The sequence below is a fragment of the Streptomyces sp. NPDC059850 genome (assembly GCF_042731515.1).
Classification (GTDB): domain Bacteria; phylum Actinomycetota; class Actinomycetes; order Streptomycetales; family Streptomycetaceae; genus Streptomyces.
Window position 1 is genome coordinate 82,679 of the sequence record NZ_JBHWJI010000019.1, and the last position, 12,739, is coordinate 95,417.

The 12,739-nt window shown below is 74.7% G+C and carries 8 protein-coding genes; 4 read left to right on the top strand and 4 right to left on the bottom strand.

Annotated elements, in window-relative coordinates:
• Positions 1-64: 64 nt before the first annotated feature.
• Positions 65-4,675: an HAD-IC family P-type ATPase gene (locus ACFV9T_RS18035; RefSeq protein ID WP_385441272.1), complete on the bottom strand. Its 4,611-nt coding sequence runs from the start codon at positions 4,673-4,675 to the stop codon at positions 65-67.
• A gap of 97 nt (positions 4,676-4,772) precedes the next feature.
• Here ACFV9T_RS18035 and ACFV9T_RS18040 point away from each other — a divergent pair, with 97 nt between their 5' ends.
• Entirely contained in the window at positions 4,773-5,084 is a 312-nt protein-coding gene (locus ACFV9T_RS18040; RefSeq protein WP_385441273.1) for a hypothetical protein, read from the top strand.
• 15 nt (positions 5,085-5,099) lie between these two features.
• Here the strand turns inward: ACFV9T_RS18040 and ACFV9T_RS18045 are convergent, their stop codons facing one another.
• The 3 genes from ACFV9T_RS18045 to ACFV9T_RS18055 all read right to left on the bottom strand — a co-directional run bounded on the left by ACFV9T_RS18045 (position 5,100) and on the right by ACFV9T_RS18055 (position 9,047).
• The gene (locus ACFV9T_RS18045; protein WP_385441274.1) at positions 5,100-6,545 is read right to left on the bottom strand and encodes a lipase maturation factor family protein; all 1,446 of its coding nucleotides are present in this window, start codon (positions 6,543-6,545) and stop codon (positions 5,100-5,102) included.
• 127 nt (positions 6,546-6,672) lie between these two features.
• The gene (locus ACFV9T_RS18050) at positions 6,673-7,725 is read right to left on the bottom strand and encodes a LacI family DNA-binding transcriptional regulator (protein WP_385441277.1); all 1,053 of its coding nucleotides are present in this window, start codon (positions 7,723-7,725) and stop codon (positions 6,673-6,675) included.
• A gap of 62 nt (positions 7,726-7,787) precedes the next feature.
• Complete coding sequence (locus ACFV9T_RS18055) at positions 7,788-9,047, bottom strand: hypothetical protein (protein WP_385441279.1); 1,260 nt, start codon at positions 9,045-9,047, stop codon at positions 7,788-7,790.
• A gap of 133 nt (positions 9,048-9,180) precedes the next feature.
• Here ACFV9T_RS18055 and ACFV9T_RS18060 point away from each other — a divergent pair, with 133 nt between their 5' ends.
• The 3 genes from ACFV9T_RS18060 to ACFV9T_RS18070 all read left to right on the top strand — a co-directional run bounded on the left by ACFV9T_RS18060 (position 9,181) and on the right by ACFV9T_RS18070 (position 12,726).
• Entirely contained in the window at positions 9,181-10,047 is an 867-nt protein-coding gene (locus tag ACFV9T_RS18060; RefSeq protein WP_385441280.1) for an Fpg/Nei family DNA glycosylase, read from the top strand.
• A 69-nt stretch (positions 10,048-10,116) separates the two neighbouring features.
• Entirely contained in the window at positions 10,117-11,313 is a 1,197-nt protein-coding gene (locus ACFV9T_RS18065; RefSeq protein ID WP_385441282.1) for an FAD-dependent monooxygenase, read from the top strand.
• A gap of 102 nt (positions 11,314-11,415) precedes the next feature.
• Complete coding sequence (locus ACFV9T_RS18070) at positions 11,416-12,726, top strand: NAD(P)/FAD-dependent oxidoreductase (protein ID WP_385441284.1); 1,311 nt, start codon at positions 11,416-11,418, stop codon at positions 12,724-12,726.
• The last annotated feature ends 13 nt before the right edge of the window (positions 12,727-12,739 follow it).

Below are 12,739 nucleotides of genomic sequence, written 5' to 3' on the forward strand. Positions count from 1 at the left end.
GATGTGGGGTAAATATCGGGTGAACTCGGGTGAACAGTGACAAGCTCCCTGCAAGCCGGGCTGTCTAGACCGCGAACGGGACCCGCCGCTCGAAGAGCAGCCGTGGCGCGGCGGCCGCCCCCAGGGTCGCACCGGCCGAGCACACGCCCACCACCGTCCAGGCCATCGGCCCCAGCGGCGTACAGCCGAAGAAGTGGCTGACCACCGGTGTCTCGATGACGGCGAACAGGGCCGCCGCCGACGCCACGCCGGTGACCAGCACCAGCGGGCTGTGCCAGTCGGTGATGAACGTCTGGCCCAGCTGGGTGCCGACCAGCGCCGCGAGCCCCATGGTGCTCGCACGCCGGGCCCGGCCCGTCATCCGCCCGCAGCTCCACGCCGCCGCCGCGCCCAGCGCGGTGGCGGTGCCGCGTACGGCCAGGATCCGGCCCAGGTCGGAGCCGAGCAGCGCGGGGGAGGGGCCGCTTGCCAGGGGGTCCTCCCCGGCCGTGGCCTCCCGGGCCCTGGCCAGGGCGACCGCGAGCGCGGGCAGCATGTCGGTGAGCAGGTTGACCAGCAGCAGCTGACGGGTGCCGAGCGGCGCCCGGCCCGCCACCGCCGCGCCCAGCACGGTGAAGGCGACCTCGCCCGCGTTGCCGCCGACCAGGATCGCGACCGCGTCCCGCACGCTGCGCCACAGCGCGCGGCCCTCCCGCAGCGCGTCGAGGATCCGGGTCGGGTCCGGGTCGGTGAGGACCAGGTCCGCGGCGGCCCGGGCCGAGGTCGAGCCGTGCGCCGAGAGCCCGATGCCCACGTCCGCGAGGCGGATCGCGGCCGCGTCGTTGACCCCGTCCCCGGTCATGGCCACCACCCGCCCGGCCTGCCGCAGCGCCTGGACGATACGGACCTTGTGCTCGGGGGAGACCCGGGCGAAGACGCTGGTCCGGGAGATCCGCTCGACCCGCTCCTTCTCCGGCAGGGTGTCCAGCTCCGCGCCGGTGAGCACCGGGCCGGAGTCGGGGATGCCCAGCTCACGGGCGATGGCGGCGGCCGTGGTCGGATGGTCGCCGGTGATCATGGCGATGCTCACCCCGGCGTCGGTCAGCCGCTTGACGGTCTCCGCGGCGCCCGGCCGCGTGGTGTCGGCGATGGCGATGAAACCGAGCAGGGTCAGCCCGTGGGTCAGCTCGGCCAGCGTCGCCCCCGGCGTGTCGGGCGCCTCGGCCGTATCGGGCAGGGACTCGGCCACGGCCAGGACCCGCAGCCCGTCGGAGGCCAGCGAGTACAGCAGCCGCTCGGTGGAGCGCAGCCGCTCGGGGGTCAGCGGTACGGTGCCGCCCGCCGCCACCGGGCCCAGAGCGGAGACGCACCGGGCGAGCACGATCTCGGGCGCCCCCTTGACGGCGAGCCGTGGCTGCCCGGACTCCGTGCCCAGACACGCCGAGAACCCGCGGCTGGCCTCGAAGAGCAGCTCGGACACCGGCCGCCAGGCGTCGTCCCCCGCGCAGTGCGCGGCCGCCGCGTCGACCACGGCCTGATCGGTGGCGTGGGCCAGCGCCCGCCCGCCGTCGGGGCCGGGACACGCCCGGGCCGCGGTGCGCAGCAGCCTGAGGCCCAGCGGGCCGCCGATCGGCAGGTCGTGGTCGTACGCCGCCGCCCGGGCCACGGACAGCCGCCCCTCGGTCAGGGTGCCGGTCTTGTCGAAGCACACCGTGTCCACCCGGCCCAGCGCCTCCAGTACCCGGGGCGAACGGGTCAGCACCCCGCGGTGCGACAGGCGGCGCGCCGCGGCGGACTGCGCCACGGTGGCCACCAGCGGCAGCCCCTCGGGCACGGCGGCCACCGCGACGGCCACCCCGGTGGCCAGCGCCTCGCGCACCGGGGTGCCGTGCAGCAGGCCCAGCACGGTGACGGCGGCGCCGCCGAGCCCGGTGGCGGGCAGCGCGACCTTGGTCAGCGCGGCGAGTCTGCCCTCGATGCCGAGGGGCGACTCGCCGCGTCCGGCCAGGGACGCGGCGCGTCCCGCCTCGGTCTGCGACCCGGCGGCCACGACCACCGCGCAGCCGGTCCCGGCCAGCACGGTGCACCCCTGGTAGACCATGCAGGAGCGGTCCGCCAGATCGGCGCCGGGCGTGGCGGCGGGGTCCTTGGCGACCGGCCCCGACTCGCCGGTCAGCCCCGCCTCGTCCAGTTCCATCCGGTCGCTCACCAGCAGCCGGGCGTCGGCCGGTACGACGTCCGAGGGCCGCAGCGCGATGATGTCGCCGACCGTCAGCTCCTCGGCGGCCACACGCCGCGCCGGGGCCTCGGTCAGCCCGGTGAAGAACGCCTCGCGGTCCACCGCCATCCCGTCTTCCAGGGACATCGCGGGCGCCCAGTCGACCAGTCGGCCGTGCCGCTGCTCGCCCAGCAGCAGGCCCCGCAGCGAGCGGTCGGCCCGCAGCCGCTGGGCGCCGCTGATCAGCGCGTTGCCCGCCATGACACCGGCCACGAGGAGGGAGTCCACCCCGGATCCCACCGCCGCCGATGCCGCGGCGCCCAGGGCCAGCACGGGGGTGAGCGGATCGCGCAGTTCCTCGCGCACCGCCCCGGCCAGCGCCGCGGTGTCCCGGGTCAGCGCGCCGACGGGCGAGGCGGCGGCGCCCGCGGCCACGGCCCGTACGACCATCACCGCGGCCTTGCGCACCGGGCGCGTCCCGGCCGCCCAGACCGAACGCGCCGCCTCCTCCCCGTCGTGCGACACGCCGGAGGCGGGCGGCTCCGTCCGGTGCTCCTGGAAGGCGCGGGTCACGCTCAGCGTCTCCCGCGCCCCCAGCATGTGCCAGTTGCCACGGACCCGCTCCGCCGGAAGCGGGTGGCGGTGTACCCGGCGCGCCGCGACGATCCCCCCGAGCACCGCCAGGAACGCCGCGCTGTACACCGGGGAGGTGGCGAAGCCGACGGCGGTGGGCCGGGTGCCCGCGGCGGCGATGAGCGCGCCGAGCGCGGAGCCGCCCATCGACAGCCGGGCCGACCGGTGGCTGACCCCGCGCGCGTCCTCCAGCGACCGCAGCACGCGCCACGCCTGGGCGAGCCCGGGGCCGCAGATCAGATCCGCCGACCAGCACACCCGCGCCTCGCCGCGCCGTACGACCCCGATGCCGAGGTCGGCCGCGCCCAGCGCCCCGTCCTCCTCGGCGCTGATCAGCAGCACGCCGTGGCCCTCGGTCTGCAGCGCGCGCACCCGGTCGGGCAGAGGAGTGTCGCGGGCGAGCAGTTCGTCCGCCCAGGGGGCGATCTCCTCGGCGCTCGCGTGCTCGGTGAGCACCAGATGGTCGGCACCGGCGCGGGCGGCGGCCACCACGGCGTCGGTCAGCGGGTCCAGATCACAGCCGATACGGATCCGCGCCTGCCGCAGGCCGTGCGGGTCGCGCAGGTCCACGGTCATCGCCGAGGGGCTCGACGGGTGCGCCACGGGGACGTCGTCCGGCCGCTCCAGCAGCCAGGAGCCACGGGCCCAGGGCCCCTGGCCGGAGAGTTCCGGCAGCGAGTGGCGCTCCAGGACGGACTGCGCGGCGCTCCACGCCCCGGCCTCGTCCAGGTCGCCGACGGTGGCCACCGACAGCAGCCGCGGCCGCCGGGTGCACAGCACCCCCGAGTCGATCAGGACCGCCGAGATCCGGTCCAGCAGCCGCAGCGCGCCGCCGTCCATGGGCACCACGCCCTCACGGGCCAGCGCCTCGCCCAGCCGGGCGGCGAAGGCCTCCCGGCCCATGGCGGCGGCTCTCGGCACGGTGGCCAGGATCGCCTCGGCGGCCCGCCCCGGGTCCCGCGTCCAGGCCAGCAGCCCGCCCGCGCCCGTCAGGGAGGCCAGGGAGGTGCGGTCGACGCAGGTCTCGACCGGCCCGGCGGGCAGCGGCGCCGGGCGGGGAGCGGCGGGAGGCGTGTGCGGCGGCAGCCCGTCGGAGCCGGGCACCAGAGCGGGTTCGCGGAGCTGCCATACGGTCTGCCGCCCGCGGATCTCGGCGAGTTGCAGGAGGCGCTGCAGCGCGTCCAGGGCCAGCGGGACCTCACCTCTGGTCAGCGCGTGCACCGCCGCGTTCGACACGCCGATCAGCAGGGTGGTGTGGGCGGCGCCGAGCCGGGACTCCAGCAGACCGCGCAGCCGTGGCTGGATCTCGGCCATCACCACCGGCACCCGCAGCGCGGGGGCGAGTGCGGGCAGCAGCGTCACCCGCCGGACCGTGGCCGTCAGCAGACCCACGCAGTCGGCGACGAGGGCGGTGGCGGCGAGCGTGGCGGGGGCGGTGTCGTACGGCGGGAACGGGCGGTCGGCCGGGAATGTGTCCGCGCCGGTCCCGTGCGCCTTCTCGATGTGCTCGATGACCTGGAGCACATCGTCGGCGTCGAGATGGTCTTCGTCGAAGTCGACGAGCACCTGGCCCACGGCCGCGTTCACCTCGGCCCAGTTGACGCCGTGCAGGCGGTGCAGGGTGGCCGTCAGCGCCCCGGCCAGCTTGTCGTGGGTCTCCCCGTGGCCGGTGAGCCCGCGCACCTCCACATGCGCCCGGCCCTCCCGCGTCCACATCCGGCGGCGGGCGCGGTGCTCACCGGTGTCCCGCAGGACGTCGGCGGCGTCCGCGAGGCGCAGCCGCAGTCCGCTGACGCTGCGAACCGGCAGGGCGATGAGATCGGACAACATCGCGAATGGCAGCACCGGCCGCGCTCCCTCGGTCGCCGGAAGTCCCCAACGGCAGTATGTTTACCTAATTCTCCGCAAAGCTAACAAAAGGGGCGGCCAGAAGGAGGACGGCGTGAGCGCGGCCACGACATCCAGGACGGCAGACCGGAAGACGCGCAGTGCGAAGAACGGCGGCCGCACGGTCACCTTCACCGTTCCGCGCGCCGCGATGGCCACGGCGAACGTCGCCTCGGTGCCGATCAGGACCGCGCGGCGGGTGCTGCCCGCCAAGGGCGGCCTTCCGCTCTACCTCGGCCTCGGCGCGATGGGCGTGGAGGGCGTACTGGAGTGGCCGATCGCGGTGGGCGTGGGCCTCGGTTACGCCGTGCTGCGCAACCCGCCGCCGGGCTCCGAGACGCCGAACGCCAAGGGCGCGGCCGCCTGATGCCGTTCGCTGTCGTCACCGGCCCGGCGGGTCCACCTGCTCCAGCCGGACCGGCGGCAGGAACTCGCCGACCAGGGTGCGATGCCACCACCCGCCACCGGCACGCCGCTCCCGCCGGGTGGTGAAGCGGTACAGGTACAGCCGGGCCCGGACGTGCGTGGGCGGCGCGTCCGGGAACGGGGAGGAGCGCAGCAGCTTCAGCGTGGCCCGGTCGTTCACCAGCAGCTTGCCGACGAGCGGGGTGAACCACGACCCGGCGTACGCGGAGGAGATCCCGGCGAACCACATCATCCAGTCCAGCCGCAGGTGATACGGCGCGAACTGACGCGGCATCCTGCGCACATCGCCCGGCTTGCCCCGGAACTCGTACTCCTTCCACACGGTGTCCGGGGTGAGTACGGGTTCGTCGGTGCCCTCGATCACCACCTCCTGACGGCTGCGATTGACGCTGCCGAAGGCTCCGTAGGTGTTGACCAGGTGGAGCGGGTTGAAGGAGTAGTTCATCAGCTGGCGGCCCGAGAGGAGATTGCGGGCGGGCCAGTAGCTGAGCACCACGACGAGGACGAAGACCGCCGCCACCAGGACCTCGTACCAGACCGGGGGAGCGGCGAGCGGGGGCGGCGTCGGCAGCGGCAGCACCCCGGCGGCCAGCCGCCCGTCGACCGTGGCGAGGGCCAGCAGGATCGTCACCCAGTTCAGCCAGGAGAAGTTGCCGGACGCCACCAGCCACAGCTGGGTGACCACGATGATGCCCGCGGCCACGCTCGCGACGGGCTGCGGGGTGAACAGGGCCAGCGGGACGACCAGCTGGGCCACATGGTTGGCCGCCGTCTCGACCCGGTGCAGCGGCTTCGGCAGATGATGGAAGTACCAGCTCAGCGGCCCCGGCATCGGCTGGGTCTCATGGTGGTAGTACAGACAGGTCAGATCGCGCCAGCAGCGGTCCCCACGGATCTTGATGAGCCCGGCGCCGAACTCCAGCCGGAACAGCAGCCAGCGCAGCAGCCACAGGATCAGCACGGGCGGCGCGGTCCGCTCGTTGCCCAGGAACACGGCCAGGAACCCGGCCTCCAGCAGCAGCGACTCCCAGCCGAACCCGTACCACACCTGCCCCACGTTGACGATCGACAGGTACAGCAGCCACAGCACCAGCCACGCCGCCATCGCGGCCCACAGCGGTACGTCGTCGGCGGCCCCCGCCAGCACGGCGGCGGCCAGCGCGGCGCCGAGCCAGGCCAGGGCGGTGAAGAAGCGGTCGGAGTAGTGCAGATGGAAGAGGCTGGGCGAGCGGCGGAACGGCACCCGCGCGAGGAACCGGGGCACCGGGGTGAGGCCCCGTTCGCCGATCAGGGCCCGGCCCTGGGTGGCCGCTGTCAGGAAGGCGAGGAGGTAGACGGCGGCCAGCCCCCGCTGGAAGACCAGTCGGCTCAGCCAGTAGCCGGATGACGTGAACCACTCCATAAGGGCTGCTCCCTGGGCCTGTTGCCGCCGCGGCCTGCGGCTATCCGTACCACCTCCGGCGGGTTCCCGCAGCACGGCGGGGCATTCGGCGGGGCACGGAAGGGACCGGTGGGGTGGCTGAACCGGTTCAGCTCTGACGGGCCGGTGGCGGCGCCGTGCTCGCCCGGGGCGTGAGGGCCGGGGTGGGGGCCTGGTGGGCGCGGGGCTCGGCCCGGTCCAGGACGTCGAACAGCCGCCGCGCCACCTCCGCGCCGAAGCCGAACACATCGTGGCTCATCGCCGACAGCGTCGGATGCGTCAGTCGGCACAGCTGCGAGTCGTCCCACGCCAGCAGCGACACATCGGCGGGCACCGCGAGCCCCATCTCGGCCGCCACCGACAGACCGGCCACCGCCATGATGTCGTTGTCGTAGATGATGGCCGTCGGCCGGTCGCCCGAGGCCAGCAGGGCGCGGGTGGCCCGCGCCCCCTCCTCGCCGGAGAAGTCCGTGGCCACCGTGCGCCCGATCCCGAGCCCCAACTCGCCCAAGGTGGCCTCGAAGGCCGCCGTACGCGCCGTGCTGTGCCCGAGCGCGGGCACGCCGCCGACCCGGGCGATCCGGCGGTGGCCGAGCGCCGCCAGATAGCGCACCGCCTCGCCCACCGCGGTGGCGTCGTCGGTCCACACCGAGGTGAACCCGCCCGCCAGGGACGGGTGTCCGGCGGCGACGGCGGGCAGCCCGAGCCGCCGCAGCGCGGGGACGCGCGGATCGCCGTCGCGCAGGTCGACCAGGATCGAGCCGCCCACCTGCCGCCCGCGCCACCACGCCTCCTGGACCGCGATCTCCTCCTCCACGTCCCGCACCAGCCGCAGCAGCAGCGAGCAGGACCGCTCGGCCAGCACGCTCTCGATGCCCGAGACGAACTCCATGAACCAGGGCTCAAGACCCAGCATCCGGGCCGGGCGGGCGATGGCCAGACCGACCGTGTCCACCCGGGAACCGGCCAGCGAGCGGGCGGAGAGATGGGGCGCCCAGCCCAGGTCGCGGGCGGCCGCGAAGATGCGGTCCCGGGTGGCCGGGGAGACCCCGGGCCGGTCGTTGAAGGCGAGGGACACCGCGCCCTTGGAGACCCCGGCACGCGCGGCCACGTCCCGTATGGTGACGCGCCGCCCCCGGCCCGCCCCGACCTCGCTGTCCATGAACCGTCCCCCCGTGTCCGGCCAGTGTGAACCGCCACACGATATCGCGGCGGTAAACCGGTTCAGCGGGCCTCGCCATCCCCATCGCCGTCCATGAGGCGGAGCCGGAGCGTCCGGCGCAGCGCGGTCAGGTCGGGCAGCCCCGGCGGCACCGGCAGCCGGTGCCACGGCACATAGCGGTCGACCAGGCCGAAGGCCAGCCGCGCCCCGGCCCGCACCGGCACCCCCAGCACCGTGCCGCGCGGCGGCTGCGGAGCGGTGCTGGAACACAGCCCGAGCCGGTGCGCGGCGGCCGCCTCGTACGCCGCCTTACGGGCCCGGTTCAGGTTGCCCAGCGGCCGGAACTCCGCCGTGGTGTGCCACGGGTTGAACGCCAGCTGCTCCACCCGGCGGGCCGCCGACCGGGCCCCGGGGGTGTCCAGATCCTGGCGGGGTACGGTCAGCAGCGCCACCGGGACGACGGGCGCGTCGCTCTCCCGCCACTCCACCGAGCCGTCCTCGACCGGGGTGCGCCGCTGGTCCGCGTAGCGCTGCACACACAGCTCGAAGCACACATCGCCGGTGGCCAGCCGCATCGTCAGCTCATGGCGGAGATAGTCCGGGTCGGAGCCGTCGGGGAAGGGCGAGGGGGTGCCGCCGGGGGCCGGACGCAGCTGGTAGCGGACGGGCCCGGCCGTGCCCCACAGGATCGCGCCCCGGCTCCAGAACGTCTCCCGGGCCAGCGACCCGACCGCGTGGCGGGTGGCCGTGTGCACATTGCGGCGCATCCGGTCGGCGGCTCCCCAGCCGACGGCCAGCGGCAGCCTGACGAAGAGCCCGAACGCCCGCTCTACGGTGGTGTCCGCGCCCACCGTGGCCTTGGCGAAGGCGACGAACTCCCGTGCGTCGGCGGCGTGGGACACCGGAAAGCTGGTGGCCAGCAGATCGTGGCTCTCCCCGGGACGGACCTGGACCCGCACCGCCATCCCGCGCAGATCGGGCGTGGCGTCGTGGCGCTCGGTGCCGCTCTCGTTGGACAGCCGCACCACGGCGGAGTACTCGGCGCCCGGCCGGGCGTATCCCACGCACAGCTCGCGGGGAAGGCTGTCGTGGAAGCGCAGCCGCGCGTTCTCCACGCCCAGCGCCGCCTTCGCGTGGAACGTGCGCAGCAGCTGGGTGGCGCCCGACGCCCGCTGGTGCGCCCGCTGGACGCCCATCAGCTCGCGCGCCAGCTTCTCGAAGAGCAGCCGTTCGGCCTCGGGGCTGCCTCCCTCGTACGCCTCATGGGCCTCGTACGGCTCGTAGTGCGGTACGGACCGCTCACGCTGTCCGGTGTCGGGCATGGGGACTCTCCGTACAAGGGCACAAAGGGACGCAGCGGGACAAGAGCGACAGTAGGGGAGCGGGCCGCACCCCGCAGCCCGAAGTGGTACACGGGTGGGGGCGCACCGGCCGGTGCTGCGGCACACTGGTGGCATGCCGGAGCTGCCCGAGGTGGAGGCCCTCGCCGGAATCCTGGCCGACCGCGCGGTGGGCCGGGAGATCGCCCGCGTCCTGCCCGTCGCGGTGAGCGTGCTGAAGACGTACGACCCGCCGCTGACCGCCCTCGAAGGCCGCACCGTCACGGCGGCGGGCCGCCACGGCAAGTTCCTCGACCTGGCCACCGACGGCCCCCATCTGGTGATCCACCTCGCCCGGGCGGGCTGGCTGCGCTGGAAGGACGGCCTGCCCGAGGCCCCGCCGCGCCCCGGCCGGGGCCCCCTCGCCCTGCGGCTGCTGCTCGCCGGGCCGGAGCGCTCCGGCTTCGACCTCACCGAGGCGGGCTCCCGCAAGGGGCTCGCCGTGTACTGCGTACGCGACCCCGGCGAGGTGCCGGGCGTCGCCCGCCTCGGCCCCGACCCGCTCGCCGACACCTTCACCCTGGAGGCGTTCGCCGGGCTGCTGCGCGGCGTACGCCACCGGATCAAGGGGGTGCTCCGCGACCAGGGCGTCATCGCCGGGATCGGGAACGCCTACTCCGACGAGATCCTGCACGCCGCCCGGATGTCGCCCTACCGGCTCGCCTCGGATCTCACCGAGGAGGAGATCGCCGTCCTGTACGAGGTGCTGGGCGCCACCCTGCGCGACGCCGTCGAACGCTCCCGGGGACTCGCCGCCGGGGACCTCAAGGCGGAGAAGCGCAGCGGGATGCGGGTGCACGGGCGCGCCGGTGAACCCTGCCCGGTGTGCGGCGACACCGTCCGCGAGGTGTCCTTCAAGGACTCCTCGCTCCAGTACTGCCCCACCTGCCAGACCGGCGGCAAACCCCTCGCCGACCGCCGGATGTCCCGGCTGCTCAAATAGGCCCCGGGACCCATGTCCAGGGGCCTATGGTGCTGTCACCTTATTGAAGACCCTCTGTCACGGAGCACCATGACCAAGGCCCTGATCATCGGTGGCGGCATCGCCGGTACGGTCACCGCGATGGCCCTGCACAAAGCGGGCATCGACGCGGTCGTCTACGAGGCGTACCCCCCGGACGCCACCGACACGGGCGGTGCGTTCCTCGTCGTCGCGCACAACGGCCTGGAGGCGCTGCGCACCATCGACGCCCTGGAACCGGTCCTGGAGCGAGCCTTCCCGGCCACCCGCGTCGAGTTCATCAGCAACACCGGCAAACGGCTCGGCGACAAGCCGATGGCCGGTGCGCGGGACGGCGGCCTCGGGGCGGTCACCATCAGGCGCGCCACGCTGGCCCGGGTGCTGCGCGAGGAGGCGATGCGCCGCGGTGTGCGCATCGAGTACGGCAAGCGGCTGCTGGCCGCCCAGACCGGCCCGGACGGCACCATCGTGGGCTCCTTCGCGGACGGCGGACGGGCCATGGGCGACGTCCTCATCGGCGCCGACGGCATCCACTCCCTCATCCGCCGCACCATCGACGCGGGCGCGCCCCGGCCCCGCTACACCGGCCAGCACACCGTGTGCGGCTACACCCGCGACGCCGCCGCGCCGCCCGCCCAGGACACCTACACGATGGTCTTCGGCAAGCAGGCGTTCTTCGGCGCCACCGCCGCACCCGACGGCGAGGTGTGGTGGTTCAGCAACGCCCCGGCCGCCGAACTGTCCAAGGCCGAGCTGGCCGCCGTCACCCCCGGGCAGTGGCGGGAGCGGCTGACGGAGCTGTTCGCCGAGGACCAGACCCCGGCCGCCGACATCGTCCGCGCGACCGGCGAGAACATCGTCGCCAGCGCCGCGTACGACCTCATCTCCACCCCCGTCTGGTCCGAGGAGGGCATGGTCATCGTGGGCGACGCGGCCCACGCCTGCGCGCCCAACGCCGCCCAGGGCGCCTCGCTGGCCATCGAGGACGGCGTGGTGCTCGCCAAGTGCCTGCGCGACCTGCCCGGCCCCCGGTCGGCGTTCGCCGCGTACGAGGGGCTGCGCCGCGAACGGGTCGAGAAGGTGGCCGCGAACAGCGCGGGCCTGGCCCGCCGCAACGCCCCCGGACCGGTCAAGCGGGCCCTGCGGGACGCCACGATGGCCCGCAGACTCGACCGGGCGGCCACCACGAGCGGCGACGACTGGCTCACCGGCTACCGCATCGACTGGGACGAGCCGGTCCGCGCGTAGGGGCCATTGTCCAGGGGGCCGAGGCCGACCGCCACTCCCGGTTTGACCTCGGCCTGTACGGGCACCCGGAGTGCTCTGCCCTCGCCATGCCCGGGAGTCCGTGTGAGCCCAGTACGCATCGTGATCGTGGGGGCCGGCTTCGCCGGTTACCAGGCCGCTCGTACGCTGTCGCGCGCCCTGCGCCGCTCGGCGGAGATCGTCCTGATCAACCCCAACGACTACTTTCTGTACCTGCCACTGCTCCCCGAGGTGGCCGCCGGGGTCCTGGAGCCGCGCCGGGTGTCGGTGTCCCTCACCGCCACCCTGCCGCACGTCCGGCTGGTGCTGGGCAACGTCGACTCCCTCGACCTCACCGGCCGCACGGTCACCTGGACCGACCCCGAGGGCGGACGCGGCGAGCTGGGTTACGACCGGCTCGTCCTGGCGGTCGGCAGCGTCAACAAACTGCTGCCGATCCCCGGCGTCGCCGAGCACGCCCACGGCTTCCGCGGCATGCCCGAAGCCCTCTACCTGCGCGACCACGTCACCCGCCAGATCGAGATGGCGGCCAACACCCGCGACCCCCGCGAGCGGGCCGCGCGCCGCACCTTCGTGGTCGTGGGCGCCGGATACACCGGCACCGAAGTGGCCGCCCACGGCGTGCTGTTCACCGATTCGCTCGCCCGCCGGAACGTCGCGCTGCGCCAGGATCCGCCGCCCCGCTGGGTCCTGGCCGACGTCGCCGACCGGGTGCTGCCCTCGCTGGACGAACGGCTCTCCCGCACCGCGGACCGGGTGCTGCGGCGGCGCGGGGTGGACGTCCGGCTGGGCACTTCGGTCAAGGAGGCCACCTCGGAGGGGGTGCTGCTCGACGACGGCGAGTTCATCGACACCCGGTCGCTGATCTGGTGCGTGGGCGTACGCCCCGACCCGCTGGTGGAGGACCTGGGGCTGGCCACCGAGAAGGGGCGGCTGCGGGTCGACCAGTATCTGGCCGTGCCCGGCCATCCGGAGGTGCTGGCCTGCGGGGACGCCGCCGCGGTGCCGGATCTGACCCGGCCCGGCGAGTTCACGGCGATGACCGCGCAGCACGCGCAGCGCCAGGGCAAGGTGGCGGCCCGTAACATCCTCGCCTCCCTCGGGCGCGGCACCCCGCGCCCGTACAAACACCACGACCTCGGGTTCACGGTCGACCTCGGCGGAGTACAGGCGGCCGCGGACCCGTTGCACATCCCGCTGGCCGGGCCCGCGGCGGGCGTGGTCACCCGCGGCTACCACCTGATGGCCATGCCCGGCAACCGCGTCCGGGTGGCCGCCGACTGGCTGCTGGACGCGGCGCTGCCGCCGCAGGCGGTGCAGTTCGGCCTGGTGCCGTCCTGGTCGGTGCCGCTGGACACCGAGACACCCGAGGTCGCGCGGCTCGGCCGCGGCTGAATCGCCGGAAGGC

Bases quoted from the DNA above. Each gene is read 5' to 3' on its own strand.
- ACFV9T_RS18045 (WP_385441274.1), bottom strand. From the start codon at position 6,545: ATGGAGTGGTTCACGTCATCCGGCTACTGGCTGAGCCGACTGGTCTTC.
- ACFV9T_RS18050 (WP_385441277.1), bottom strand. From the start codon at position 7,725: ATGGACAGCGAGGTCGGGGCGGGCCGGGGGCGGCGCGTCACCATACGG.
- ACFV9T_RS18055 (WP_385441279.1), bottom strand. From the start codon at position 9,047: ATGCCCGACACCGGACAGCGTGAGCGGTCCGTACCGCACTACGAGCCG.
- ACFV9T_RS18060 (WP_385441280.1), top strand. From the start codon at position 9,181: ATGCCGGAGCTGCCCGAGGTGGAGGCCCTCGCCGGAATCCTGGCCGAC.
- ACFV9T_RS18065 (WP_385441282.1), top strand. From the start codon at position 10,117: ATGACCAAGGCCCTGATCATCGGTGGCGGCATCGCCGGTACGGTCACC.